This window comes from Micrococcus sp. GbtcB5 (assembly GCF_019091605.1).
GTDB lineage: Bacteria > Actinomycetota > Actinomycetes > Actinomycetales > Micrococcaceae > Micrococcus > Micrococcus luteus.
This window is the reverse complement of record NZ_JAGXJK010000005.1, coordinates 18695-43840: the sequence shown is the minus strand read 5'-3', so window position 1 is coordinate 43840 and position 25146 is coordinate 18695. Positions and strand designations below refer to the sequence as shown.

Sequence of the window (25146 nt, the reverse complement as noted above, 5' to 3'; positions counted from 1 at the left end):
GGGCGGCGGGGCCGGACCGGGACGGGGGTCACGTCGACGGTGCCGGCTCAGTCCTCGTCGCCGCGCAGCGCCGCCAGGGCGTGGGCGAGGTCGTCCGGATACGGGGAGGTGATCGTCACCGGCTCCCCCGTGACCGGGTGCGGGAACGCCAGGCGGTGGGCGTGCAGCCACTGGCGGGTCAGCCCGAGCTCGGCCGCCAGGCGCGGATCCGCCCCGTACGTGAGGTCGCCGACGCACGGGTGGCGCAGCGCCGAGGTGTGCACGCGGATCTGGTGGGTGCGCCCGGTCTCCAGGTGGACCTCGAGCAGGGTGGCCCGGCCGAACACCTCGAGCGTCTCGTAGTGGGTCACGGACGGCCGGCCGTCCTCGAGCACCGCGAACTTCCAGTGGTGGCCGGGATGCCGCCCGATGGGCGCGTCCACGGTGCCGCTCAGCGGGTCCGGGATGCCCTGGACCACGGCGTGGTAGACCTTCTCCGGCACGCGCTCGCGGAACTGGTCCTTCATGGCCGTGTAGGCGCGCTCGGTCTTGGCCACGACCATGACCCCGGTGGTGCCGACGTCGAGCCGGTGCACGATCCCCTGGCGCTCAGGGGCGCCCGAGGTGGTGATGTCGTAGCCGAGGGCGGCCAGGGCGCCCACCACGGTGGGCCCGACCCAGCCCGGCGAGGGGTGCGCGGCCACGCCGGTGGGCTTGTCCACGGCCACCAGGTCCTCGTCCTCGTACAGGATGCTCAGCGCGTCCACGCGCTCTGCCCTCACTTCCAGGGGGTCGGGGTCGTCGGGGACGTCGACGGCGAGGGTCTCCCCCGCCACGGCCTTCGCGGACTTGGCCAGGACGCGGTCCCGGCGGCCGGAGCGCGACTCGGCCCGCACCAGGCCCCGGGAGAACCAGTCCGCCAGCAGCGAGCGGGAGACGCCGAACGCGTCGGCGAGCACCGCGTCGACCCTCCGGCCCGCCTCGGCCTCGGTGACCTCGAGCCGCTCGGTCAGTCCCGGTCTCATGCCCATGTCCTCACGCCTCCCGTGTGCCGTCCAGGCGGCGGCCGGTCATCACGAGCAGGGCGACGCCGATGACGGAGCAGACGATGAACGAGTCCGCCACGTTGAAGATCGCGAAGTGCGGCACGGAGATCATGTCGACCACGTGGCCGCGCCCGAACGCCGGGGGCCGGAACAGCCGGTCCGTGAGGTTGCCGAGCACACCGCCGGCGAGCCCGCCCAGCGCCAGGGCCCACGGCGTCGAGCGCACGCGGGCGATCCCGACGAGGGCGGCGACCGCCACCACGGCTTGGATGATGGTGAACACCCAGGTGTGGTCCTCGCCGATGGAGAAGGCCGCGCCCGGGTTCAGGATGTAGTGCCAGCGCAGCACCCCGGGGATCACCGCGACGGAGTCCCCCAGCTGCATCGTGCTCTCGACCGCGTACTTGGTCAGCTGGTCGAGGGCGTAGGCCAGCACCGCCACGATGAGGGCGGTGAGCACGGCTCGCCGGCCCGCGCGAGGGGATCGCGGGGCCGGCGCGGCGTCGACGGCTCGGCTCACGCCGTGGGCGTGGGGGGCTCGACGCGCTTCTGGGCGCGGATCTCGCGCAGCTGGCCCTCGATGTAGGAGGTGAGGCGGCTGCGGTAGTCGGTCTCGAAGCTGCGCAGCTGTTCGACCTCGCCCTCCAGGCCGGCCTTCTCCTCGGCCAGGGCTTCGAGGGTGCGGGCCTTCTGCTCCTCGGCGTCGCTGACGAGCCGGGCCGCGGTGGCCTCGGCCTCGGCGACGAGCTCGGTGCTGCGCTGCTCGCCCGCGGCGACGTGCTCGTCGTGCAGCCGCTGGGCCATGGCCAGGACGCCGGCGGCGGAGGTCGCGGCCGCGTCGGCGGACTCGGGGGCGGCGGCCGGGGCCGACTCCTCGGCGGAGGCCGGGGTCGCGGCGGCCTCCGGGGTGTCCGCAGCGGGGCCGGCGGCCGGGGCGGCGCCGCCGGCGCGCAGCTCCGCGTTCTCGGACTCGAGCTGCTCGTTGAGGGCGATCAGGCGCTTGAACTCCGCCACGATCTCGTCGAGGAAGTCATCCACCTCGGTCTGGTCGTAGCCCTCGCGGAACTTCGTGGGCTGGAACTGCTTGTTGACCACGTCTTCCCAGGACAGCGCCATGGAACCGTCTCGCTCTCTGCTCGGTGCTCGGGGACGGCCGGGCGGCCCGGCGCGTCGGCGGTCGGCGCGCCGGTGAGGGGCGGCGCCGATCCTGCCGCGAAGACTACCACCGGGGCCGACAGCCGCCCCGGGCCGCGGGTCAGGCCACGCCGGCCAGGCTCAGCACCAGGACCCGCAGCAGGACGACGCCGAGGAACACGATGAGGAAGGCCACGTCCAGGCCGATGCCGCCCAGGTTCACCGGCGGCACGGCACGACGCACGGGGCGCAGCAACGGATCGGTGGCCCCGTACACGCCGCTGGCCAGCATGAGGGCCGCCCCGGTGGGGCGCCAGTGGCGGACGAACGACTGCGTGACGTCCAGGACGATCCGCACGGTCAGCGCCGCGAGCACCACCGTCAGGGCGATGTAGGCGAGGGCGAGGAGCAGCTGCATGGGCGCCTCAGTCGCCGTCGAACGGGGAGTCGGCCGCGCCGGACTCGCCCTGCTCGGCGCCGACGACGTCCACGGTGGCCGGGGTCAGCAGGAACACCTTGCTGGTGATGCGGGAGATCGAGCCGTGCAGGCCGAAGACGAGGCCGGCCGCGAAGTCCACGAGGCGCTTGGCCTCGTTCTCACCGAGGTCGGTCACGTTCATGATCACGGGGACGCCGGAGCGGAAGGCCTCGCCGATCGCCTTCGCGTCGTTGTAGGAGCGGGGGTGGACGGTGGAGAGGGTGTGCACGGAGGCTCCTTCGGCAGACGACGCTGCGGCTCGCTTGATGGGGGTCACCGGGGCCCGGTAGCCCGGGTCGACCGGCTCGGGACGCGCCGGACGCCGGGGTTCGACGGGATCGGCCGCGGTGGAGCCGGACGGGGTCACGGGCTCCGGCCGCTCGGCCGGCTCGGGATCGCGGACCGCAGCCGGGCGGACGGCCTCCATGTGGGGGTCGGTGTCCGGCTCCGCGGGGCGGCGCGCCTCGACGACCTCGTGTCGGGGCGCGGTCTCCCGCTCGGCCGCACGCGGCTGCTCGTCGTACTCGTCGCCGTCGGCCAGGCCGAGGTAGATCATCGTCTTCTTCAGGGCACCAGCCATGAGTCTTCCTTCACCACGTCCTCCGGCCCCGGGGGCCGCCGTCGTTCGTCGTCGGTGCGCGTGCGTCCGCACGGTCCTGTCGCGTCCCGCCGGGACGCGCGGGGTCAACGTTAGCCCACCGCGTCCCGGGCCCCCAGAACGTCGGAGCCGATGCGCACCTGTGTCGCCCCGGCGCGCACGGCCGCCTCGAGGTCCGCGCTCATCCCCATGGACAGTGCGGTGGCCTCCGGATGCGTCTGCCGCAGGCGCGCGCCGAGTGCGGCAAGGCGGCGGAACGCGTGCTCCGGGTCCAGGCCGCGCGGTGCCACGCACATCAGCCCGCCCAGCCGCAGGCCCGGCAGGCCTGCGATGACGTCCGCGAGGGCGGGGACGTCCTCGGGGCGGGCGCCGCCGCGCGGGCCGATCCCCTCGGGACGGTCCTCGTCGGCGCGGTCGTCGACATCCACCTGCACGAGGCACTCCAGGTCGGGGATCGCGGCCTCGGGCTCGCGCTCGCGCCGCAGCACGAGCGCCCGCGAGAGCGCCTCGGCCAGTTCGGGTCGGTCCACCGACTCCACCACGGACGCGTAGCGCACCACGTACTTGGCCTTGTTGGTCTGCAGCTGGCCCACGAAGTGCCAGCGCGGGGCGTCCGCCCCCAGAGCCGCGGCGACGGCCTCGGCCTTGGGCCGGGCCTCCTGGTCGCGGTTCTCCCCCACGTCGGTCACGCCGAGCGCGGCGAGGCGCACGACGTCCTCGGCGGGGTGGGTCTTGGTCACGACGACGAGCGCGGGCTCCGCCTCGCGCCCGGCGTCCCGCGCGGCGTCGGCGATGCGGGCGTGCACCGCGGCGAGCGCGTCGGCGATCTCCCGGGCGCGGGGGTCCGTCGGGGTCGGCCCGGCGGTGGCGGGGGCGGTCATGCGTCTCCTCTCGGGACGGTGGCGTCGGGGTCGGCGCGCCAGACGAGGCCGGCGAACCGGCCCTCACCGGGCGCCCGACGGTGTGAGAACAGGCGCTCGTCCTCCCGCGTGCACACGTCGATCGTCGCGGTGGCCACCCCGCGGGCACGGAGGACCTCCGCGGCGCCGGCGGGCAGGTCGAGGGCGGGGGTGCCCCAGGACGTGGTGGCCGCGGTCGCCGGGAGGCGGGCGGCGGCCTCGTCGCGCATGGCCGCGGGCACCTCATAGCAGCGGCCGCACACGCCGGGGCCGATCCAGGCGCGCAGGCCGGGACCGGTCCGGTCGGCCTCCGGCCGCAGGGAGAGCAGCCGATCGACGGTCGCCTCCAGGACGCCGTCCAGCAGCCCGCGCCGCCCGGCGTGGGCCACGGCGGTCGCGCCGGTCGTCTCGTCGACGACGACCACGGGGAGGCAGTCGGCCACCATGACGGCCAGCGGCCGTGACCCGTCGCGGCTCACGGCGGCGTCGGCCACGGGGGCCGAGGCACCGCCGCGCCCGGGCCCGTCCGCCCACACGACGTCGGCCGAGTGCACCTGGTCCAGATAGAGCGTGGCGCCCTCGGGGACCCCCATCACGCGCTCCAGGGCGCGACGGGCGGCGCTGACGCGAGCGAGCCCCTCGGCCTCGTCCGGCGGGACCACGTGCAGCGCGAGGTTGCCGGCGGCCACGGAGGTCCAGGCGACGTGCACGGCGCCCGTCGCGGTGCGGACGGTCTCGCGGTGCACGAAGGGGCCAGCGGGGACCCGTGCGGTCCCGGCCGGCCCCTCCGCGGCCGTCACTTGAGGAAGTCCGGGACGTCCAGGTCCGAGGACCCGGCGCCGAGGTCCGGCTCCACCACGGTGGGCAGGTCCTGCTGGCGGCGCGGCTGCTGCTCCTGCGGGGCCAGCGGCACGGTGCCGCGCACGGCGGGGCGCTCGGCCTGCTGCGGCTGGGCCGGGGCGGCGGGCTGCGGCTGGGCGGCGGGCTGCGGCTGCGCGGGGGCCGCGGCCCGCTGCGGGGCCGCCTGCTGCTGCACGGCCTGCGGGGCGGCCGGGGCGGAGGTGACGTCCACCTTGTCGAAGCCCGCGGCGATCACGGTCACGCGCACCTCGTCGCCGAGGGCGTCGTCGATGACCGCGCCGAAGATGATGTTGGCCTCCGGGTGGGCGACCTCCTGGACCAGTCGCGCGGCCTCGTTGATCTCGAAGAGGCCGAGGTCGGAGCCGCCCTGGATGGAGAGCAGCACGCCGTACGCGCCGTCGATGGAGGCCTCGAGCAGCGGCGAGGCGATCGCCAGCTCGGCCGCCTTGACGGCGCGGTCCTCGCCCTGCGCGTGGCCGATGCCCATGAGCGCGGAGCCCGCGCCCTGCATCACGGACTTCACGTCCGCGAAGTCGAGGTTGATCAGGCCCGGGGTGGTGATCAGGTCGGTGATGCCCTGGACGCCGGAGAGGAGCACCTGGTCCGCCTGACGGAAGGCGTCCATGACCGAGACGTTGCGGTCCGAGATGGACAGCAGCCGGTCGTTCGGGATCACGATGAGGGTGTCGACCTCGTCCCGCAGGGCGTCGATGCCCGCCTCGGCGGAGCCGGCGCGACGGCGGCCCTCGAACGTGAACGGACGGGTCACGACGCCGATGGTCAGGGCGCCGAGCGAGCGCGCGATGCGGGCCACGACGGGCGCCCCGCCGGTGCCGGTGCCGCCGCCCTCGCCCGCGGTCACGAACACCATGTCCGCGCCCCGCAGGACCTCCTCGATCTCCTCCGCGTGGTCCTCGGCGGCCTGGCGGCCCACCTCGGGGTTCGCGCCCGCGCCGAGTCCACGGGTGAGCTCGCGGCCCACGTCCAGCTTCACGTCCGCGTCCGACATCAACAGCGCCTGGGCGTCCGTGTTGATGGCGATGAACTCCACGCCGCGGAGCCCCACCTCGATCATGCGGTTCACGGCGTTCACGCCGCCGCCGCCGATGCCGACGACCTTGATGACGGCCAGGTAGTTCTGGGGTGCAGCCACGGTGTTGGTTCCCTTTGTTCGAGATCTCGAGAGGTCCGCGCGAGGCACATCGCCCCGATGATCGGCGGCCACCCGGGGTGGACACCTTCAAGCACAGCGTGAAGCGAGCCTCGCGCGCGTTCGGGTCCACCGTACTGGGAGGCCCGCGTCACGTGCAAAAGAAAACGGCGTGTCCACGCGGAAAAGACGGCTCCCGCATCAACTTTCACGTGAGACTCGAAGGAGCAGTCACCGCGGTGATGGCACCCCGACTCGCGCGAGGCCACGCACCCCGACCTTCACCTTCACGTTCTACTGGAGACTCCTGCGGCCCCGGTTCAGCGCGTGATCGGCCGCGTGGGCACGGAGACGTCGATCTCGGCGACGCCACCCTCCGCGGACCCGTGCCGCTCGTCCGCCAGGAACGCCTCGGCCACGGGCCCCTTGAGGCCGGCGTCCTGCGCGTCGCCCCAGACCAGGGTCACCCCACCCTCGAGCGCCAGACGGACCTGGCCCGGGCCCCGGGAGTCGGCCGTCTCGACACGATCCGCCACGGCCTCCGGCAGGGCGGCCAGCACCTCGGCCACCTCGGCGCGCTCCTCCTGCGCCCGCTGCGCCAGCTCCTCCGAGAACGCGGGGAGGTCCTCGCCCTCGAGCCGTTCCTCCGGCACTCCCGTCAGGACGGTGCCGTCTGCGAGCAGCAGCTGCACACCGTCGTCGCCGTCCCGCCGGGCCCGCGTCTCATGCTCCCGGACCACGACCTCCAGGCCGGTGGGCAGGCGGGGAACGGTCTGGACCTCGGCCACTCCGGGCAGACCACCGACCAGCTCGCCCACACGGCCGGCGCCGACGCGGGACAGCGGCACGCCGTACACGGGCTCCAGGCGCTCCTGGACCTCGGCGGCGGAGACATGGCGGGTGCCGGTGACCTCGACGCGGTCCACCGCGAGCACGGGCGAGAAGAACACGACCCAGCCCAGGGCGCCCAGCACCGCGAGGACCGCGGCCGCCACACCCCAGCGCGTGGCGCGGCGCCGGCGCGCGGTGCGGCCCGGGAATCGGACCACGGTGGAGGCGTCGGCCCCGGCTGGTGCGACCGGCGGCGTCCCGCGGCCGAGCCTCACGGGTGGGCGACGCCGGGCGCCGCGTCCCGACCGAGCTCGGCCAGCAGGTCCGCACCCAAGGCGGTGACGTCCCCCGCGCCCATCGTCAGGACGACGTCGCCGGCCGTGGCGCCCGCCGCGAGCGAGCGCACCGCCTCGGCCCGGTCCTCAGCGACGACGCGGTCTTCGGCGGCGCCCGTCGTGAGGCGGGAGGCGATGAGGGACGAGTCGACGCCGGGCATCGGCTCCTCCCGAGCCGCGTACACGGGCAGCACGCGCACCGCGTCCGCCCCGGAGAGGGCGGCGGCGAACTCGGCGGCGAAGTCCCGGGTGCGGGAGAACAGGTGGGGCTGGAACAGGACGTGCACGCGGGCGTCGCCGGCCACGGCACGGCCGGCGGAGACCGCGGCGGCCACCTCCGTGGGATGGTGCGCGTAGTCGTCGAAGACCCGCACGCCGCGCGCGGCGCCGCGGAACTCGAAGCGGCGGGCCGTGCCCCGGAAGGCCTCCACGCCCCGCACGGCGGCCTCGAAGGCCATGCCCGCCCGGACGGCGGCCAGGACCACAGCGGCGGCGTTCAGCGCGTTGTGCCGGCCGGGCACCTGCAGATGCAGGGTGCGCTCCGGGCCGCCCGCCATCCGGAACGTGGCGCGCTGGCCCACTCCGGTCTCGCCCGGCTCCACCGCGAGGTCGGTGACCAGCAGGTCCGGCGCCACGCCGTCACGGGGCGCCGAGCCGTAGGTCACGACGTCGGCGGCCGCGTGCTCCCGTGCCCAGGCGGCCAGGTCCGCCGCGCCGGCGTCGTCGAGGCAGGCCACGAGGACCCCGCCCTGGGCGGCGGCCGGCAGCCCGCCCGCGAAGTCCCGGAAGACCTGGTGCACCGCCTCCTCGGTCCCGTAGTGGTCCAGGTGGTCGGCCTCCACGGTCGTGACGATCCCGATCGTGCTCGGGTAGTTCACCAGGGTGCCGTCGGACTCGTCGGCCTCCGCGATGAACCACTCGCCCCGGCCCGCCCGGGCGTTGGTGCCGAGCCCGGCGACGGCGGCGCCGACCGCGAACGTGGGGTCCCAGCCGGCGTCGGAGAAGGCCATGGCGGCCATGGAGGACGTGGTGGTCTTCCCGTGCGTGCCGGCGACGGCCAGCACCCGGTGGCCGCGCATGGCCAGGGCGAGGCCCTCTGAACGGTGCAGCACGCGCAGTCCGCGCGCCACGGCGGCGTCGTGCTCCGGGTTGCCCGGCCCGGCGATCGAGGAGGCGATCACCGTGGTGACGTCCCGGCCGAGATGCGCGGCATCGTAGCCGACCGTGATCCGGGCACCGCCCGCGGCGAGCTCGCGCATCACGGGCAGGTCCTTCGCGTCGGAGCCGGACACCGCGACGCCCTGCTCCTGGAGGATGCGGGCGACCCCCGACACGCCGACGCCGCCGATCCCCAGCAGGTGCACGCGGCCCAGGTCGGCGAAGCGGCCCTCGGCCGCGGGACGGGTGCTCTCGTCGCGGCTCATCGCCGGGCTCCTTCCTGGGCGGCCGAGCGCACGAGGCCGGCCATGGTGACGTCCGCGTCCCGGACGCCGAAGCGGGCGGCCGCCTCCCCCATGCGCGCGAGACGCTCAGGGTCGGTCGCCAGCGGGATCAGCTGACGCTGCACCCACGCGCGCCCGAAGGCGTCGTCGCGGACGAGCAGCGCTCCCTCCGCCTCCACCACGGGGCGGGCGTTGAGCGCCTGCTCGCCGTTGCCGATGGGCAGGGGGACGTAGACGGCGGGCAGGCCGACCGCGGACACCTCGCAGACCGTGCCGGCGCCCGAGCGGGCGACGATCAGGTCGGCGGCGGCGTAGGCCTGCTCCATGCCCGCCAGGTACTCCCGCTGGACGTAGCCGTCCCGGACCAGCAGGCTGCCGTCGTCCTCGGTGAGGGCCTTGTCCCGACCGGTCAGGTGGAACACCTGCAGACCGGCGTCCAGGAGGTCGCCCAGCGCGGCGCGCACGGTGCGGTTCACGGCCAGCGCACCCGAGCTGCCGCCGGTCACCACGACGGTGGTCCGGTCCGGGTCGAGGCCGAGGGCCTCACGGGCGGCACGGCGGGCGGCCGCCCGGTCCAGACCGGAGATCTCGGGGCGCATCGGCATGCCCACCCAGCGGGCGCCGCGGAGGCGGGTGTCCGGCAGGGCGGTGCCGACGTGCGTGGCCCGCAGGGCGCCGATGCGGTTGGCCAGGCCGGGGCGGGCGTTGGCCTCGTGGACCACCACGGGCACACCGGCACGGAACGCGGCGAGGTAGACGGGGGTCGCGACGTAGCCGCCCACGCCCACGACGACGTCGGCGCGCCGGTCCCGCAGGATCCGGGCCGCCGTGGCGACCGCGGCGCGCATGCGGGCCGGGAAGCGGACGACGTCCATCGACGGGCGGCGCGGCATCGGGACCCGGTCGATCAGGTCGAGCTCGTAGCCCGCCTCGGGGACGAGACGCGTCTCCATGCCGGAGGCGGTGCCGACCATGGTGCACTCGACGGGACCGCCGCCGTCGCCCTCCAGGGCGCGGGCGATGGCGAGCATCGGGGAGATGTGGCCGGCGGTGCCGCCGCCGGCCAGCACCACCCGCAGGGGTCCGGAGGGATGAGAGGTCTGCGTCATCGGGGCTCCTGGAGGGCGGGGGTGGGGATCACGGGGAGGGGGTCGGTGTCCGGCTCGTCCGCCTGGGGGCGGGCGTCCGGCTGGGCGGCACGGCGGCGCTCGTGGCGGGCGAAGGCCAGCACGATGCCGACCGCGCTCAAGGACAGGGTGAGCGCGGAACCACCATAGGAGATGAAGGGCAGCGGGACGCCCACCACGGGGATGACCCCGGAGACCATCGCGATGTTGACGGCCGCCTGGCCCACCAGCCAGGCCAGGATCCCCCACGTGGACAGGCGGATGAACGTGGACGTGGTCCCGGCGGCGACGCGGTAGATGCCGATCGCCAGGCCGAGGTAGGCCAGCAGCACCACCAGCGTGCCCACGAGCCCGAGCTCCTCGCCGAGGATGGTGAAGATGAAGTCGTTCTCGGCCTCCGGGATGTAGCTCCACTTCTGTCGGGACTGGCCGAGGCCCGCGCCCCACCAGCCGCCGGAGGCCAGGGCGTACATCCCGTGCGCCGGCTGGAAGCAGGGGTCGGTGGCGTCCGAGCAGTCCCCCATCCAGGCCTGCACCCGGACCATGCGGTGCGGGGCGAGGAGGGTCAGGGCCAGGATGCCCAGCACGCTCAGCGCCAGGAAGGTGAGGAAGACCCCCCAATGGGTGCCGGCCACGTACAGCACCGTGGCCAGCACGATCGCGAGGATGATCGCGGTCCCGAGGTCGCTGCCCGCCATCACCAGGACCAGCAGCAACAGGCCGCCGGGCAGCACCGGGATCAGCGCGTGCCGCACCTGGGTGACGAGGCGGTGCTTGCGCTCCAGGACCGCCGCCGCCCACAGGGCCAGGGCGAGCTTGGCGGCCTCGGAGGGCTGCATCCGGAACCCGCCGATGCCCAGCCAGTTGCGATTGCCGCCCACGGTGACGCCGAGCGGGGAGAACGCGACCAGCGCGAGCAGGATCACGGCCACGCCGAACGCCGGCCAGGCGAGCGCCTTGAGGACGCGCACCGGCAGGCGCGAGAACACGAGCAGGGCCGCCACGCCCGCCACCGCCCAGGCGCTCTGGCGCAGGAACAGCGCGTACGAGCCGCCGCCGGTGCCGATCGCCTCGACGGAGGACGAAGAGAGCACCATCACGAGCCCCAGCACGGTGAGCAGGGCGGTGCAGCCGCTGATGAGCAGGACCGACAGGTCGAGGGCGCGGCGGCCCTCGAGGACCCGCCACATCCGGCGCAGGATCCGCTCCCGGTGCTCGGGGGCGTCGTCGTCCGCGCGGGGGCGGACCGGGCGGAGCTCGATCGGGGACATGGCCCTCCTCACGGGGGAAGCGAGACGGTCGGGTGGCGGCGGGTCAGTCGGCGTCGGGCGCGGCGTCGTCGTGCACGTCCCAGCCGTGCTCGCGCATCAGCCCGGCAACGGCCTCGATGAACGCGTCGCCGCGGGCCGCGTAGGAGCGGAACTGATCCATCGACGCCGCGGCGGGCGCCATGAGCACGATGTCGCCGGGGCGGGCCAGGCCGTCGGCCACACGCACCGCCTCGGCCATCACGGCCGCACCGTCGGCGGGGCCGGTGCCGTCGGCCGCGGCGAGGGGGGCGTGGACGGGGACCTCGGGGGCGTGCGCGGCCAGGGCCGCGCGCAGGGCGGAGGTGTCCCGGCCCAGGAGCACCACCGCGCGGAGCCGGTGGGCGTGCGCGGCCACCAGCTCGTGATAGGTCACGCCCTTGGGCAGGCCGCCGGCCAGCCACACCACGGAGCTGAACGCCGCCAGCGACGCGTCCGCGGCGTGGGGGTTCGTCGCCTTGGAGTCGTTGACCCACATGACGTCGCGTGAGGTGGCCACGAGCTGGATGCGGTGCTCTCCGCGGTCGTAGGAGCGCAGGCCCTCGGCCACGGCCGCGGGGCTCACCCCGACGGCCCGGGTCAGCGCCGCCGCGGCGGCCGCGTTGGCCACGGTGTGGCGCGGCGCCACCGGGCCCAGGTCGGCGCGCTCGGCCAGGGCGATCGCCTCGTGGCGCCGGTTGTCCAGGAACGCACGGTCCACGAGGATCCCGTCCACGACGCCGATGTCGGACAGGCCCGGGGTGTCCGTGGTGAAGCCGATCGCGCGGCAGCCCTCCTGGACGTCCGCGCGCTCCACGAGGGTGCGGGTCAGCGGGTCCTGCTCGTTGAACACGCAGGCCACCCGCGTGTTCGCATACACCTTGCCCTTGGCGGCGGCGTACTCCTCCATCGAGCCGTGCCAGTCCACGTGGTCCTCGGCCAGGTTCAGCACCGCAGACGACGCCGGGGCCAGGCCGTGCGTCCAGTGCAGCTGGAAGCTGGAGAGCTCGAGGGCGAGCACGTCGAAGCCCTGCGGGTCGCGGATCGCGTCGAGCACGGGGGTGCCGACGTTGCCGCAGGCCACCGCCCGGCGCCCGTCGGCCCGCAGGATGGCCTCGACCATCGTCACGGTCGTCGTCTTGCCGTTCGTGCCCGTCAGGCACACCCAGTCGGCGGTCTTCCGGCCGGCGCGCTCGCGCAGCCGCCAGGCGAGTTCGACGTCGGACCAGATCGGCAGGCCCGCCGCGTGGGCGGCCATCAGCAGCGGCTGGTCCGGCCGCCAGCCCGGGGAGGTCACGACGAGGTCCGCGGCGGCGCCGTCGACCTCGGGCAGCGCCTGCGTGGCCGCCCGGTCCAGCAGGACCTCGCGGACCCCCACGATCCGCAGGGTCTCGGCGCGCGCCCGGTTCTCCGGCCCGTCATCGCCTTCCACCACCACGACGGCGGCGCCCAGCTCGGCCAGGGTGTCGGCCACGGAGAAGCCGGTGAGGCCCAGGCCCGTGACGACGACACGCAGGCCGGCCCACCCCGGAGCGTCCCAGGACGTGAGGTCGGCGGTGCGGGCGGTGTCGGCGCGGGGCCGGCGCACCGGTGCGGGCGCGGCGTCGGACGCGGGGCCGGTCACGGGGTCACCCCCGCGAGGCCGCCCTGGCGGATGAGCCAGTCGCCGTAGAAGATCGCGAGCCCCACGGTGACGCACATCAGGGACAGCAGCCAGAAGCGGACCACGACGGTCACCTCGGCCCAGCCCTTGAGCTCGAAGTGGTGCTGCAGCGGCGCCATGAGGAACACGCGCTTGCCGCCGGAGACCTTGAACCAGCCCACCTGGATGATGACGGAGAGGGTGATCGCGACCATGAGGCCGGCCAGCACGGCCACCAGGATCTCGGTGCGCGTGAAGATCGCGAAGCCGGCCAGGGCGCCGCCCAGGCCCAGGGAGCCGGTGTCCCCCATGAAGATCTTGGCCGGGGAGGTGTTCCACCAGAGGAAGCCCAGCAGGCTGCCCGTGAGGATCGCCGCGAGCAGGGCGAGGTCCATGGGGTCGCGGACCTCGTAGCAGCCGCGGGTGCCCTCGAGCGCGCAGGACTGGCTCGACTGGAAGAGCGATATCAGGACGTAGGCGCCCGTGATCATGGCGGTGGCGCCCGTGGCGAGCCCGTCGAGGCCATCCGTGAGGTTCACGGCGTTCGTGGTGGCGGTGGTGATGAGGTTCGACCAGATCACGAACAGGATGACGCCGATCGCGGGTCCGGCGAAGGCCAGGTCGAGCCACGGGATGTCCCGGGCGAAGGAGATCGCCGTCGAGGCGGGGGTCAGGCCCCGCTCGTCCGGGAAGTTCAGGGCGAGGACCGCGAAGGCGGTGCCGATCAGGGCCTGGAGGATGATCTTGCCGCGCGGCGTCAGGCCGAGCGAGCGCTGCTTCGTGATCTTCGTGAAGTCGTCCACGAAACCGACGAAGGCCATGCCCACCGTGAGCAGCAGCAGGATCAGGCCGGAGGCCGTGGGCCCGCCGAAGTCGACGCCGAACACCGCGAGCAGCCCGTGGGTGATCAGGTACGCCAGCACCATGGAGCCGATGATGACCGCGCCGCCCATCGTGGGCGTGCCGCGCTTGGTCTTGTGGGTGGTCGGGCCGTCGTCGCGGACGAACTGGCCGTATCCGCGCTTGACGAGGAACCTGATGAACAGCGGGGTGCCGACGGCCGAGAGGACCAGGCCGAGCACGCCGCCGATGAGCAGTCCGATCACGGTCGGGACTCCTTCGGGGAGGCGGAGGGGGCGGCGACGGCGTCGGCCGTGGCGAGGCGCTCGCCGAGGGCCGCGAGCCCGACGCCGTTGGAGGACTTGACGAGGACGAGGTCGCCGGGGCGCAGGTGCTCGGCGAGGAACGCCTCGGCCTGCGCGGCGTCGTCGACGAAGTGCGCCTCCTCGCCCCAGCTGCCCTCGTTGAGGGCGCCGATGTAGAGCGGCCGGGCTCCGGCGCCCACCACCAGCAGCTGGGCGATGTTCAGGCGCACCACGGACTCGCCCACGAGGGTGTGCTCACGGACGCGGGCATCGCCGAGCTCGAGCATCTCCCCCAGGACGGCCCAGGTGCGGCGGCCGCTGGAGCGGCCGAGGGTGGCCAGCGTCCGCAGCGCGGCGCGCATGGACTCGGGGTTGGCGTTGTACGCGTCGTTGATGATCGTGACGCCGTCCGCGCGGTCGGTGCGCTCCATCCGGAAGCGGCTGGCGGGCCCGAGCCCGTCGAGACCACGGGCGATCTCGGCCGGGTCCATGCCGGCGGCGTGGGCGGCCGCGGCGGCGGCCAGCACGTTGTGCACGTGGTGCAGGCCGGTCAGTCCGGAGGCGACCGGATGCCGCACGGCGGCCTCATCCGTCCCGACCTGCAGGTCGAAGACGGGGCGCTCCTGGTCGTCGGCTCGCACGTCCCGTGCGGCGACGAGTCCCGACGCGCGGCCGGCGGCCACGTCCTCGGCCGCGCGGGCGACGCCCCGCTCGTCCGCGGTGAACCAGGTGATCGGGGCGGCGGTCCGTGCCGCCATGCCGGCGACACGCTCGTCGTCGAGGTTGAGGACGGCGACGCCCTCGGGGCCGAGGGCCTCCACGAGCTCGCCCTTGGTGCGCGCGATGTTCGCCACGCCGCCGAAGCTGCCCGCATGGGCGGTGCCCACCATGAGCACGACGCCGATGTCCGGGCGCACGATGTCGCAGAGGTACGCGATGTTGCCGACGTGGTCCGCGCCCATCTCGACCACGAGGAAGCGCGTGTCCAGCTCCGCCCGGAACACCGTGAGCGGCACGCCGACCTCGCCGTTGTACGAGCCGACCGGTGCGACGGTGGGGCCCTGGGTGGCCAGCAGGGCAGCGAGCAGGTCCTTGGTGGTGGTCTTGCCGGCCGAGCCGGTGATGCCGATGACGGTGGTCGGGGAGTGCCCCCGGACGCGGCGCACGACCTCCCGGGCGAGCGCGCCCATCGCGAGCACGGCGTCCTCGACGATGATCGCCGGGTGCGCGGCGCCGTCGGGGGCGTGCGTGGCGCGCTCGGCGAGCACGGCGGCGGCGCCGGCACCCAGCGCGGCGTCGATGAAGTCGTGGCCGTCGGCGCGCTCCCCCGGCTTCGCCACGTAGAGCGTGCCCTCGGCGGTGACCTCCCGCGAGTCGGGGGTGACGTGCACCAGCACGGTGGCGGGGTCGAGGGTGGCCGAGAGCGTGCCGGACACGGCCTCGGCGATCTGGGCTGCGGTGAGAGCGATCATGACTCGATGACCTTACCCTCGCGGGCGGGGCCGGAGCCCGAGGCGGAGGCCGCCGCGACACGGGCGGCCAGGGCCTCGCGCAGGGCCACCCGGTCGTCCAGCGGGACGAGCTCGCCGTCGTAGTCCATCGTGGTCTCGTGCCCGCGGCCGGCCAGGAGGATGCCGTCCTGCGGCCCCGCCAGCTCCACGGCGCGGCGGATGGCCGTGGCACGGTCGGCCACCTCCTCGATCACGACCGTGCGGCCCTCCTCCCGCGCGATGCGGTCGGCCTCGGCGCGGGCGCCGGCGAGGATGTGGGCGCGGATCGGGGCCGGGTCCTCCGAGTGGGGGGTGTCGTCGGTGACGATCAGCACATCCGCCGCCCGGGCCGCGATCGCGCCCATCACGGGCCGCTTGTCACGGTCACGGTCGCCGGCGGAGCCGAACACGATCAGGGTGCGGCCGCGCGTCCCGGCCGCCGCCCGGGCGTCGGCGAGGGAGCGCAGCGCCTGGACCATGCCGTCCGGGTTGTGCGCGAAGTCGACGACGGCGTCCGGCTCGCGGCCCACGACCTCCATCCGCCCCGGGACGGCGGCAGCCAGAGGGCCCTCCCCCGCGGGCACGTCCAGGACCGCGGCGAGCGCGTCCAGGTGCTCCTCCCCCACGGCGTGCAGCACGAGCAGAACCGCGAGGGCCGCGTTGGCCACGTTGAAGCGGCCCGGCAGACCGACGGAGGCCCGCAGCTCCCGGCCCGTGGCCGCGTGGCGCAGCGTGAAGCGGTGGCCGAGGCCGTCCGGCGCGAGCTCGGCGACCTCCCAGTCCGCCCGGAGGCCGGGGTCGTGTTCGGCCAGGGCGCCCGGCGTCGGCGCGGCCGGCCCGAGGGCGAGCGTGGTGACGGGAGCGCCGGCGGCCCGGGCCATGGCGACGCCCCAGCGGGGCCCCTCGCCGCCGTCGAGCGTGATGACGGCGTGGTCGGTGCGAGCGGGGTCGAACAGACCGGCCTTGGCCGCGAAGTACTCCTGCATCGAGCCGTGCATGTCCAGGTGGTCCTGGGTCAGGTTGGTGAACCCGGCCACCGCGTAGCGCAGGCCGGCGATCCGCTGGTACGCCACGGCGTGGGAGGAGACCTCCATGACGGCGGTGTCCACCTCCTCCTCGCGCATGAGCGCCATGAGGGCGTGCAGCTGGGTGGCCTCGGGCGTGGTGAGCGTGGAGGGGACCTCCCGCTCCCCCGCGCGGATCAGGATCGTGCCCACGATGCCCGACCGGCGCCCCAGGGCCTCGAGCAGGGCGGCGGCGAGGAAGCTCGTGGTGGTCTTGCCGTTGGTGCCGGTCACGCCGAGCAGGCGCGGGCCGGTGTCGCCCCCGCCGCCGTAGACGCGGGCCGCCACGGTGCCGGCGGCGGTGCGCACGGCGTCGACCTCGAGCACCGGGACGTCGGCCAGGCCCTGCTCCGCCAGGAGCGCGCGGCCCGCCGCGTCCGTCAGGACGCCGACGGCGCCGGCCTCCAGCGCCGTGGCCGCGAACGCCGCGCCGTGGGCGCGCGCCCCCGGAACGGCGACGTAGAGGTCGCCCGGGCGCACGACACGCGAGTCGAGGCTGACCCCCGTGACGCCGTCGGCCGGGGCCGCGCCGTGGACGTGGGCCGCGATCCCCGCCTCGGCCAGCGCCTGTGCGAGGGCGGGCCAGGCCGCGGCGGGGGTGTGGGAGGGCCGGAAGGCGGCGTCCTGCTGGGCCGGGGTCAGCGGCGCAGGGGGGTCGCTCGGAGTGGTCATGGGGGTGCTCCTGGGGTGCTCGGGGCCGGCGGCGTGGGTCACCACGGCCGGTCCTGCGGATCGTCCACGAAGACGCGGTAGTCGTTCGGCTCGGCTCCGGTGGCGGGCACGTCCGCCTGGCGGAGCATGTACTCCATGATCGTGGCGGCCGCGACGGACACGTCTCGGGAGCCCTGCTTCGACGGCGGCCGATGCATGGACACGGACACCACGAAGCGGGGGTCGTCGAGCGGGGCGACGGCGGTGAAGCCGAGGTTGTAGCCGTCGTACGTGCCGGTGTCGCTCGCAGCCTCGGCGGTGGAGGACTTGCCGCCCACGCGATACCCGGGGATCGCGGCGGCCTTGCTGGTGCCCTGCGTCACGACGGTCTCCATCATGCGGAGCATCTGCGCAGCCGTCTCCTCGGAGACCACGCGGTGGGGCTCCGCGGACGTCTCCCAGCGCTTCTCCGCGCCGTCGCCGTCCACCGTGGCGTCGATCAGCCGGGCCGGGATCAGCACGCCGCCGTTGGCGAGGGCCTGATACATCTGGGCGGTGTGCAGGGTGGTCTGGGTGTAGCCCTGGCCGAAGGCCGTGGTCAGGCGCTGGCGGCCGTCCCACTGTTCGGGCGGGACGAGGACGCTGCCCGCCTGCTGCGGCAGGCCGAGGTCGATGGGCTGGCCGACCCCGAAGGAGCGCATGTACTCGTAGCGCTGCTCGTCCGTGATCTTCTCGGCGATCTGCACCGTGCCCGTGTTGTAGGAGCGCGCGTAGATGCCTGCGACGGTCATGTCGAACGTCGGGTGCGGGGAGAAGTCCCGGATGGTCTGCCCGTCGAAGTCCTGGCTGCTGGGGACGGTGAAGCCGTCCGTGGCGGTGACCTTCCCGGCGTCGACGGCGGCCGCGATCGGCAGCGCCTTGCCCGTGGAGCCCGGCTCGTACGGGGTGCTCATCACGGTGGAGGTGCGGAAGTTCCCCTCGGTGGCGTCGGGGTCGGCGGGGTCCACCGTGGTGGAGTCCGCCATGACGATCACGTCGCCCGTCTTCACGTCCATCACGACGGCGTTCGCCCACTCCGCGTCGTACTCGGCGGCGAGGGCGCCGAGGGTCTCCTGCGCGAACCACTGGGCGTCCTTGTCCACGGTCAGGCGCAGGTCGGCGCCGTCCACGGCCGGAACCTCCTCGAGCGGGGCGTTGGGGATGCGGATGCCGTCTGCGCCCACCTCGAACGTGCGGGTGCCCGGGGTGCCGGTCATGACGTCGTCCTGGCTGAGCTCGAGGCCCTCGAGGGCGGTGCCGTCACCGCCCATGAAGCCGATGATGCTGCCGGCGACCGACCCGTTCGGGTAGGTGCGGCGGTCCACCGCCTCGGAGAGCAGGCCCGGCACGTTGAGCGCCATGGCCTTGTCCCGGACCTCCGGGGTCACGGAGCGACGCACCACGGCGTACGGGCGGGAGCCGATGGTGGCCTCGCGCACCTCCTCCTCCGTCATGCCGAGCACCTCGGCCAGGCTGGCCAGGCGGGAGTCCACGTCCACGAGCACGGTCTCCCGGGCCTCGCGGTCCCATTCGTTGAAGTCCTTGACGAGGCGCTGGTCCACGACGATGTCGTAGCGGCGCACGCTGGCGGCCAGCACGTCGCCGTCGCGGTCCAGGATGGACCCGCGCTGCGGCAGGGTCTCCTGGTGGGTCAGGCGCTGGTCCATGGCCGCCGCGGCCTGCCCCGTGGGGTCGATGCCCTGCACGTAGACGAGCCGCAGTGCGAGCCCGCCGAGCAGGACGAAGACGAGCAGGAGAAGGATGCGGGTGCGCACGGCGGGGTGCCCGGGAGCGGGCCCGACCGTCGATCCGCCGCGGGGAAGGTGCGAGGCGGGACGGTCGATCAACGGTCGGCGGCGTCCTGGTCGGGGGCGGCGGAGGCGTCCTCGCCGCCGAGGGTGCGCGGTCCCTCGATCTCGTCCTGGCCGTCGCCGGCCGTCCCCTGGCGGACCGCGTCCGCGTCCGCCGGCGGCGCGACGTAGGTGGCGGAGATGTCGCCGTCCTGGGCCGCCTGGGCCTCGCCGCTGAACTGGCCCGTGCCCGCGTCCACGGAGGCGGTGCCGGCGGGGGCGACCATCCCGAGGGCGTCGGCGCGCGCGGCCAGGTTCTGCGGCGCCTCGAGGTGGCCCACCTGTTCGGCCAGCCGCTCATTGGTCTCGGTGACGGCCTGCTGCTCCTGGCGCAGGTCCAGGAGGGCGTACTGCCGGTTGGACATCGTGATGTTCATGACGAGCACCGCCGCGAGCGCGGCGAGCACCACGAGGACGCACAGCACGGTCACGCCGGAGCGGGATCGGGGCAGCGGGGCGGGCACCACCGAGAGCGGCGTGCGCTCCTGCGGAGTCGGCCGCGCAGGGGCGACGGGGGTCGACCCGGGGCGCAGCGACTCTGCGATCCGTGCGTGTGCGGCCATGCTCATCTCCTCGTGCAGCGTCATGCCGTGGTCCTGGACGTCCTGATCTTCTCAACCGCACGCACTCTCGCGGAGGAGGCGCGACGGTTCTCGGAGATTTCTTCTTCGGTGGGCTTCTCGGTGCCGCGGGTGAGCACCCGCACCACGGGTTCGTGCTCCTCCAGCACCACTGGGAACCCCGGGGGCGCCGTGGACGTGGCCCACGCGCTCAGGTGCCGCTTCGTGATGCGGTCTTCGAGGGAGTGGTAGCTCATCACCACGAGGCGCCCGCCCACGTGGAGGGCGTCGAGGATGGCGGGCACGGCGGCGTCGAGGATGTCGAGCTCCTCGTTCACGGCGATGCGCAGGGCCTGGAAGGTGCGCTTGGCCGGGTGCCCGCCGGTTGCCCCCGCGGCGACGGGGACGGCCGAGCGGATCACCTCGACGAGGCGGCCGGTGGTCTCGATGGGGGCCTCGTCGCGGGCCCGGACGATGGCCCGTGCGATGGGGCCGGCGAAGCGCTCCTCGCCGTCGCGACGGATGATGCGGCGCAGCTCCTGCTCGTCCAGCTCCGCCACGAGCGTCGCGGCGGAGCGCTCGGCGGTGTCGTCCATGCGCATGTCCAGCGGAGCGTCGTAGGAGTAGGCGAAGCCGCGCTCCCGGTCGTCCAGCTGGTAGGAGGACACACCGAGGTCGTAGAGCGCGGCGTCGACCTTCGTGACGCCCGCGGCGGCCATGGCCTCGGGCACCCGGTCGTAGGTGCCGTGGAAGGGGATCAGGCGCTCGGCGAGGGGGCCGAGGCGCTCGACGGCCATGGCCTGGGCGTGGACGTCGCGGTCGATGCCGATGACGCGCAGGTGGGGGAACCGGGTCAGCAGGGCCTCGGTGTGCCCGCCCATGCCCAGCGTGCCGTCGACGGCGACGGGCGTACGGCCGGCCTCGAGCGCGGCCTGGACGGCGGGGGCGAGGAGGTCGACGACGCGGTCCCGCATCACGGGCAGGTGGCGGTCCTCGGGGCGCGGCTGGCCTGCGTCCACTCTCGACCTCCTGCTCACATCGCGGTCCTGGCGGACCTCGGGCGGGATCCCCATCCGTCCGCCGCCGCGCCTGGCCCAGGGGAAGACGGGTCAGGTGCGGCGGCGTCGGCTGGAGGTCTCGCTCGAGGTCGGGTGGTCATGGTCAGAAGACGCCGGGCAGGACGTCCTCGTCGGTCTCGGAGAAGGCGGCTTCCTGCTCGGCGAGGTAGGTGTTCCAGGACTCCGAGTCCCAGATCTCCACTCGCGTCCCCGCGCCGATCACGGTCACGTCCCGGTCCAGCCCCGCGTACTGTCGCAGCGGCGCCGGCACGGTCACCCGACCCTGCTTGTCCGGGACCTCGTCCGACGCCCCCGAGAGGAAGACGCGGATGTAGTCACGGGCCTGGCGGGAGGACAGTGGAGCCGACCTCATCTGCTCGTGGACCCGCTCGAACTCACGAGCGCTGAACACGTAGATGCAGCGCTCCTGACCCCGGGTCAGGACCAGCCCCTCCGCCAGCTCCTCGCGGAACTTGGCGGGGAGGATCAGCCGGGACTTCTCGTCGAGCCGGGGGGTGTACGTGCCCAAGAACACGGCAGACCCCCTGGCTCGTCGAGCGGTCCCTCCCGACCAAGGTCGGGACCCATGCTCTCTCCTTCCCTCCACATTACCCCACTTCCCTCCACCATCAACCCCGGACGCGGGTCCCGGCGCCACGGGCGTGTCGAGGCCCCCCGAGTCCGGCGCGCCATCCCGCGGGTCCCGGGGCCGGCGTCGCCGTGGAGGGACGTGGAGGACCGGTGGGCCCCGGTGGAGGGCCGCGGCGACGACGGAGCCTCGGGCAGCGGAAAGGCCCCGATCCGGAGCGGATCGGGGCCTGGAGTGGAGGATAGTGGGGGCCCGGCGGGCCAGGCGCTCAGTCGCCTCCGGCGCGCCGCTCGTCCCAGCGCCGCTCGAGGCGGCCCATGAAGTCGCCGCCTCCCTGCCGTCGCGGTGCGCCCGACCGGCGGGCCTCCGGGCCCGAGGCCCCGGAGGCGACGGCGCGCGGCCGCGTGGTCAGCAGGAAGATGCCGGCCCCGATGACGACGACGCCGAGCACGCCCAGGAGGATCGCGTGGTTGGCGACCCCGAGGACCACGACGAGCAGCCCGACCACGGCGAGGACGGCCCCGGCCACGACGCGACCCACGGGCAGCCGATGCCGCCCCGTGTCCGCCATCTGGGTGGCCAGCCGGGGGTCCTCGGTGCGCAGCTGCTGCTCCAGCTGGTCCAGCATCCGCTGCTCATGCTCTGAGAGGGGCATGGCGACTCCTTCGAACGCGGCCTCCGACACCTCCGGGACCGGGAGGGGACGCCCGCGCGTCCGACTTGCCCTCCAGGATAGGACCTGCCGCCCCACCCTAGCCAGGTGGCGACGTCGCCGGCCCCGGAACCCCTCACTCCCGGTCCGGGCCTCCGGGGCCCGGCCGCGGCGCGTCCCGGCGGGCGTCGGCGCGGGCCTCGCGGCGACCCAGCAGCGACGCCGGCCGCACGGCCGCCGTCGGGAAGCGCCGGGCGACGGCGTCCAGGGCGGCCTCGGCACCGGCCCAGTCGCCCGCCTCCGACGCCTCGCCCTCCGTCCCCCAGGCGGGACCGCCGAAGAGCGCCTCCTGGGCCGGGGGCTGATCGGCCTCGTCCCCGAGGCGCTCGGCGCGCACGCCCACGAGCCGGACCGGATGCGGCCGTTCGGCGTGCAGCTCGCGGACGAGTCGCCGCGCCGGGCCGAGGAGGTCGTGGCCCGTGGCGGTCGGCCGGGCGAGGCGGGCGGTGCGGCTGCGGACCGACCCGTCCGGCGCCTTGAGGCGGACTGTGACCGCGCCGGCGGTGGCCTGCTCCGCACGCAGCCGGGCCGCGACCCGGTGGCACAGGCGCAGGACCTCCGGGTCGACGCCCGCGACGTCGACGGGGTCGACGTCGAAGGTGTGGTCCGCACCGATGCTGCGGGCCGCCGGGCGCGGGGCGACGGGACGCGGGTCGATGCCCCGGGCGAGCGACGCCCACTCCCGGCCGGCGGCCCCGAACGACGCCTCCAGTCGCGCGGGGTCCACCCGGGCGAGGTCGCCGATGGTCGCCACCCCCCGCCGGGCGAGCCGCTCGGCCGCCTTGGGGCCCACGCCCCACAGCCGGCCCACGGGCAGCGGATGGAGGAAGTCCAGGGTGCGCTCCGGCGGCACGATCAGCAGGCCGTCGGGCTTGGCCGCGGTGGACGCCGTCTTGGCCACGAACTTCACGGCCGAGCCGCCCACGGTGCACGGCAGCCCCAGCGCGGAGCGGACGCGCTCCCGGATCAGGTGGCCGATGTGCTCGGGCGGGCCGAGCCGACGGCGCGCGCCGGCGACGTCGAGGAACGCCTCGTCCACGCTGAGCTGCTCCATCACGGGGGTCACGTCCGCGAGCACGGCCATCACCTCGGCGGAGACGGCCCGGTAGAGCTGCTGGCGCGGCGGGATGACCACGAGGGGCGGGCACAGGGCGCGGGCGTGCGCCAGGGGCATCGCCGAGCGGACCCCGTAGGCCCGCGCCGCGTACGAGGCGGAGAGCACCACGGACCGGCCGCTCGGGGCGGCGACGGCGGCGGGACGCCCCTCGAGGTCGGGCCGTTCGCGCAGCTCGACGGACAGGAAGAACGCGTCCATGTCCACGTGGAGGATCGTCGCCTCATCGCGGGGTGCAGCGGGCGCGGTCTCGGACATGGACCGAGCCTATCCGGGACCGGCGATCCGTCGCGCGGCGCGGCTAGGGTGGGGCCATGCCCGCCGACGTCGCCGTCCCCCGCCCCCGTCCCGCCGACCAGGACCGCTTCCGCGCCGCCGTCGCCGACGCCCTCGACCGCCTGCTGGCGGAGCACCGGGACCTCGCCCGGGACGTCCACCCGCTGACCGCGCCCCTCGTGGACGCGATCGCGGACCTGACCGCGGGCGGCAAGCGCCTGCGCGCCGTCCTGGCCTGGCTCGGCTGGCGGGCGGCCGGTGGCGAGGCGGAGGACCCCCGCATCGCCGAGGCGGGGGCGGCGTTCGAGCTGTTCCAGGCCGCGGCGCTGATCCACGACGACATCCTGGACCGCTCGGACACCCGCCGCGGGATGCCCAGCGTGCACCGCCGCTTCGAGTCCCTCCACCGGGAGGCGGGCTGGCGGCACGCCGCGGAGCACTTCGGCGTCTCCGCCGCGATCCTCGCCGGCGACGTCGCGCTGGGGATGAGCGAGACGGCCTTCGCGCGCGTGCTCGCCGGCACGCCCCGGGAGGACCGGGCGCGGGTCGAGCTCGAGCGGATGCGCTTCGGCGTGATGGCGGGTCAGTACCTCGACGTGGTGGCCGAGATGGCCCCGGCGGCGCGCGACGCCCGCGAGGCCGAGGCGGCCGCCGAGGCGGTGGTGGAGCACAAGTCGGCGCGCTATTCGGCGGTGCACCCGCTCGCCCTCGGGGGGCTGCTGGCGGGGGCGGACGACGGGCTGGTGACCGCGTTCGCCCGGGTGTCGCTGCCGTTCGGCATGGCCTTCCAGTACCGGGACGACCTGCTCGGCGTGTTCGGCGACCCGGCGACCACGGGCAAGCCCGCGGGCGACGACCTGCGGGAGGGCAAGCAGACCGTGCTCATCGCCCGCGCCGTCGAGCTGCTCGCCCCGGACGAGGCCGCCGCGCTCGACGCGGACCTCGGCGACCCGGACCTCGGTGCGGACCGGGTGGCCCACTGGCAGGGCGTCCTCGAGGCGTGCGGCGCGCGCCGGGCCGTCGAAGAGCGGGTCGCGGCGCTCTCGCACGAGGCGGCCGGGGCCGTGGCGGGCCTGCTCGCGCACGGCGTCCCCGAGGACGTCAGCGCCGAGCTCACGCAGCTGATCGACGCCTACACGTCGCGCCGCCACTGAGCGGCACGGACCCCGCGGGCTAAGGCCGCCCGCGGGGCCGGCTCACCAGGCCAGGGCCTGGGCGCGACGCCGGATCTCGGTCTTCCGGCCGTCCCGGAGTGCGTCGATGGGCCGGCCGGGCAACGACTCGTCCTCGGTGAACAGCCAACGGAGGGCCTCCTCGTCGGAGAAGCCGGCGTCGGCCAGCAGCACGAGCGTGCCCTGCAGGGAGTCGAGCACGCCGGTCTCGGTGAGGAACAGGGCCGGCACGGACCGCACCGCGGGCTCGGGACGACGCACGGCCAGCAGGCGGCGATCATGCACGAGGTTGTGGACGCGGGTCACGCGCTGGTCGAGGTGCTCCGCCACGTCGGGCACGGAGAGCCACTCGCCCACGAGGGCGTCGAGCTCGGCGGGGATCGCGTCAGCGGGGACCGGGGTGTCGGAGGAAGTGGTGCTCACAGGCGCCAGCCTACGTGGCCGCCGACGGGCCCGGCCCATCGCGCCCCGGACGGCATGGATCTCAGTATGGTCACGAAGATCACATTCCGATAACATCGCCGAGGCTCCATGGCCGGGCGCCGACGTCGTCGGTCGACCGCGGGGGCCACGGGTCCCACCCGTCACTTCCCCGTCGTGTTCCATCCATCCGATCCG

The 25146-nt window shown here is 75.0% G+C and carries 24 protein-coding genes; 1 reads left to right on the top strand and 23 read right to left on the bottom strand.

Annotation, left to right across the window (positions count from 1 at the left end):
* Positions 1 to 47: 47 nt before the first annotated feature.
* The 22 genes from KVS67_RS02810 to dinB all read right to left on the bottom strand — a co-directional run bounded on the left by KVS67_RS02810 (position 48) and on the right by dinB (position 23338).
* Complete coding sequence (locus tag KVS67_RS02810; RefSeq protein WP_078025836.1) at positions 48 to 1010, bottom strand: RluA family pseudouridine synthase; 963 nt, start codon at positions 1008 to 1010, stop codon at positions 48 to 50.
* A 4-nt stretch (positions 1011 to 1014) separates the two neighbouring features.
* Positions 1015 to 1485, bottom strand: coding sequence for a signal peptidase II (gene lspA / locus KVS67_RS02805; protein WP_036314214.1), 471 nt, complete (start codon positions 1483 to 1485; stop codon positions 1015 to 1017).
* 56 nt (positions 1486 to 1541) lie between these two features.
* Positions 1542 to 2141, bottom strand: coding sequence for a DivIVA domain-containing protein (locus KVS67_RS02800; protein ID WP_036314182.1), 600 nt, complete (start codon positions 2139 to 2141; stop codon positions 1542 to 1544).
* 139 nt (positions 2142 to 2280) lie between these two features.
* Positions 2281 to 2577, bottom strand: coding sequence for a YggT family protein (locus KVS67_RS02795; protein ID WP_036314180.1), 297 nt, complete (start codon positions 2575 to 2577; stop codon positions 2281 to 2283).
* 7 nt (positions 2578 to 2584) lie between these two features.
* On the bottom strand, positions 2585 to 3217 hold the full coding sequence (gene sepF / locus KVS67_RS02790) for a cell division protein SepF (RefSeq protein ID WP_036314178.1): 633 nt from the start codon (positions 3215 to 3217) through the stop codon (positions 2585 to 2587).
* A 110-nt stretch (positions 3218 to 3327) separates the two neighbouring features.
* Complete coding sequence (locus KVS67_RS02785; RefSeq protein WP_036314175.1) at positions 3328 to 4116, bottom strand: YggS family pyridoxal phosphate-dependent enzyme; 789 nt, start codon at positions 4114 to 4116, stop codon at positions 3328 to 3330.
* The gene (locus KVS67_RS02780; protein WP_036314173.1) at positions 4113 to 4934 is read right to left on the bottom strand and encodes a polyphenol oxidase family protein; all 822 of its coding nucleotides are present in this window, start codon (positions 4932 to 4934) and stop codon (positions 4113 to 4115) included. The genes KVS67_RS02785 and KVS67_RS02780 overlap by 4 nt, the downstream gene beginning before the upstream one ends.
* Positions 4931 to 6148, bottom strand: a complete 1218-nt coding sequence (gene ftsZ / locus KVS67_RS02775; RefSeq protein ID WP_036314171.1) for a cell division protein FtsZ — start codon at positions 6146 to 6148, stop codon at positions 4931 to 4933. The genes KVS67_RS02780 and ftsZ overlap by 4 nt, the downstream gene beginning before the upstream one ends.
* 317 nt (positions 6149 to 6465) lie before the next feature.
* Positions 6466 to 7194 (bottom strand): cell division protein FtsQ/DivIB, encoded by a 729-nt coding sequence (locus KVS67_RS02770; protein ID WP_063189721.1) that lies wholly within the window; start codon positions 7192 to 7194, stop codon positions 6466 to 6468.
* Positions 7195 to 7247: 53 nt separating this feature from the next.
* Positions 7248 to 8735: a UDP-N-acetylmuramate--L-alanine ligase gene (gene murC / locus KVS67_RS02765; RefSeq protein ID WP_036314167.1), complete on the bottom strand. Its 1488-nt coding sequence runs from the start codon at positions 8733 to 8735 to the stop codon at positions 7248 to 7250.
* Positions 8732 to 9862, bottom strand: coding sequence for an undecaprenyldiphospho-muramoylpentapeptide beta-N-acetylglucosaminyltransferase (murG, locus tag KVS67_RS02760; protein ID WP_010078501.1), 1131 nt, complete (start codon positions 9860 to 9862; stop codon positions 8732 to 8734). Before murG ends, murC begins: the two co-directional genes overlap by 4 nt.
* Positions 9859 to 11151: a putative lipid II flippase FtsW gene (gene ftsW, locus KVS67_RS02755; protein WP_063189723.1), complete on the bottom strand. Its 1293-nt coding sequence runs from the start codon at positions 11149 to 11151 to the stop codon at positions 9859 to 9861. Before ftsW ends, murG begins: the two co-directional genes overlap by 4 nt.
* 43 nt (positions 11152 to 11194) lie before the next feature.
* Positions 11195 to 12790, bottom strand: a complete 1596-nt coding sequence (murD, locus tag KVS67_RS02750) for a UDP-N-acetylmuramoyl-L-alanine--D-glutamate ligase (protein ID WP_063189725.1) — start codon at positions 12788 to 12790, stop codon at positions 11195 to 11197.
* Positions 12787 to 13914 (bottom strand): phospho-N-acetylmuramoyl-pentapeptide-transferase, encoded by a 1128-nt coding sequence (mraY, locus tag KVS67_RS02745; RefSeq protein ID WP_036314159.1) that lies wholly within the window; start codon positions 13912 to 13914, stop codon positions 12787 to 12789. The genes murD and mraY overlap by 4 nt, the downstream gene beginning before the upstream one ends.
* Positions 13911 to 15425, bottom strand: coding sequence for a UDP-N-acetylmuramoyl-tripeptide--D-alanyl-D-alanine ligase (gene murF, locus KVS67_RS02740; protein WP_063189728.1), 1515 nt, complete (start codon positions 15423 to 15425; stop codon positions 13911 to 13913). The genes mraY and murF overlap by 4 nt, the downstream gene beginning before the upstream one ends.
* A complete protein-coding gene (locus KVS67_RS02735) occupies positions 15422 to 17179 on the bottom strand; it encodes a Mur ligase family protein (RefSeq protein WP_036314155.1) in 1758 nt (585 codons plus the stop codon). Before KVS67_RS02735 ends, murF begins: the two co-directional genes overlap by 4 nt.
* 38 nt (positions 17180 to 17217) lie before the next feature.
* On the bottom strand, positions 17218 to 18972 hold the full coding sequence (locus KVS67_RS02730; RefSeq protein ID WP_231866325.1) for a penicillin-binding protein 2: 1755 nt from the start codon (positions 18970 to 18972) through the stop codon (positions 17218 to 17220).
* A 68-nt stretch (positions 18973 to 19040) separates the two neighbouring features.
* Entirely contained in the window at positions 19041 to 19610 is a 570-nt protein-coding gene (locus tag KVS67_RS02725; protein WP_230297511.1) for a hypothetical protein, read from the bottom strand.
* A gap of 20 nt (positions 19611 to 19630) precedes the next feature.
* The gene (rsmH, locus tag KVS67_RS02720) at positions 19631 to 20626 is read right to left on the bottom strand and encodes a 16S rRNA (cytosine(1402)-N(4))-methyltransferase RsmH (RefSeq protein ID WP_036314148.1); all 996 of its coding nucleotides are present in this window, start codon (positions 20624 to 20626) and stop codon (positions 19631 to 19633) included.
* A 142-nt stretch (positions 20627 to 20768) separates the two neighbouring features.
* Positions 20769 to 21200, bottom strand: a complete 432-nt coding sequence (gene mraZ, locus KVS67_RS02715) for a division/cell wall cluster transcriptional repressor MraZ (RefSeq protein ID WP_002854575.1) — start codon at positions 21198 to 21200, stop codon at positions 20769 to 20771.
* A 322-nt stretch (positions 21201 to 21522) separates the two neighbouring features.
* On the bottom strand, positions 21523 to 21909 hold the full coding sequence (locus KVS67_RS02710; protein ID WP_012750919.1) for a DUF3040 domain-containing protein: 387 nt from the start codon (positions 21907 to 21909) through the stop codon (positions 21523 to 21525).
* 133 nt (positions 21910 to 22042) lie between these two features.
* Entirely contained in the window at positions 22043 to 23338 is a 1296-nt protein-coding gene (gene dinB / locus KVS67_RS02705; protein ID WP_063189731.1) for a DNA polymerase IV, read from the bottom strand.
* A 56-nt stretch (positions 23339 to 23394) separates the two neighbouring features.
* Here dinB and KVS67_RS02700 point away from each other — a divergent pair, with 56 nt between their 5' ends.
* The gene (locus tag KVS67_RS02700; RefSeq protein ID WP_063189733.1) at positions 23395 to 24510 is read left to right on the top strand and encodes a polyprenyl synthetase family protein; all 1116 of its coding nucleotides are present in this window, start codon (positions 23395 to 23397) and stop codon (positions 24508 to 24510) included.
* A 42-nt stretch (positions 24511 to 24552) separates the two neighbouring features.
* Here KVS67_RS02700 and KVS67_RS02695 read toward each other — a convergent pair whose 3' ends face one another.
* Positions 24553 to 24951 (bottom strand): Rv2175c family DNA-binding protein, encoded by a 399-nt coding sequence (locus tag KVS67_RS02695; protein WP_044659490.1) that lies wholly within the window; start codon positions 24949 to 24951, stop codon positions 24553 to 24555.
* Positions 24952 to 25146 lie beyond the last annotated feature (195 nt).

Bases quoted from the DNA above. Each gene is read 5' to 3' on its own strand.
- KVS67_RS02800 (WP_036314182.1), bottom strand. From the start codon at position 2,141: ATGGCGCTGTCCTGGGAAGACGTGGTCAACAAGCAGTTCCAGCCCACG.
- murF (WP_063189728.1), bottom strand. From the start codon at position 15,425: ATGATCGCTCTCACCGCAGCCCAGATCGCCGAGGCCGTGTCCGGCACG.
- KVS67_RS02785 (WP_036314175.1), bottom strand. From the start codon at position 4,116: ATGACCGCCCCCGCCACCGCCGGGCCGACCCCGACGGACCCCCGCGCC.
- KVS67_RS02725 (WP_230297511.1), bottom strand. From the start codon at position 19,610: ATGGCCGCACACGCACGGATCGCAGAGTCGCTGCGCCCCGGGTCGACC.
- dinB (WP_063189731.1), bottom strand. From the start codon at position 23,338: ATGTCCGAGACCGCGCCCGCTGCACCCCGCGATGAGGCGACGATCCTC.
- KVS67_RS02710 (WP_012750919.1), bottom strand. From the start codon at position 21,909: ATGCCCCTCTCAGAGCATGAGCAGCGGATGCTGGACCAGCTGGAGCAG.
- KVS67_RS02810 (WP_078025836.1), bottom strand. From the start codon at position 1,010: ATGGGCATGAGACCGGGACTGACCGAGCGGCTCGAGGTCACCGAGGCC.
- ftsW (WP_063189723.1), bottom strand. From the start codon at position 11,151: ATGTCCCCGATCGAGCTCCGCCCGGTCCGCCCCCGCGCGGACGACGAC.
- murG (WP_010078501.1), bottom strand. From the start codon at position 9,862: ATGACGCAGACCTCTCATCCCTCCGGACCCCTGCGGGTGGTGCTGGCC.
- murC (WP_036314167.1), bottom strand. From the start codon at position 8,735: ATGAGCCGCGACGAGAGCACCCGTCCCGCGGCCGAGGGCCGCTTCGCC.
- KVS67_RS02700 (WP_063189733.1), top strand. From the start codon at position 23,395: ATGCCCGCCGACGTCGCCGTCCCCCGCCCCCGTCCCGCCGACCAGGAC.
- KVS67_RS02795 (WP_036314180.1), bottom strand. From the start codon at position 2,577: ATGCAGCTGCTCCTCGCCCTCGCCTACATCGCCCTGACGGTGGTGCTC.
- sepF (WP_036314178.1), bottom strand. From the start codon at position 3,217: ATGGCTGGTGCCCTGAAGAAGACGATGATCTACCTCGGCCTGGCCGAC.
- KVS67_RS02735 (WP_036314155.1), bottom strand. From the start codon at position 17,179: ATGACCACTCCGAGCGACCCCCCTGCGCCGCTGACCCCGGCCCAGCAG.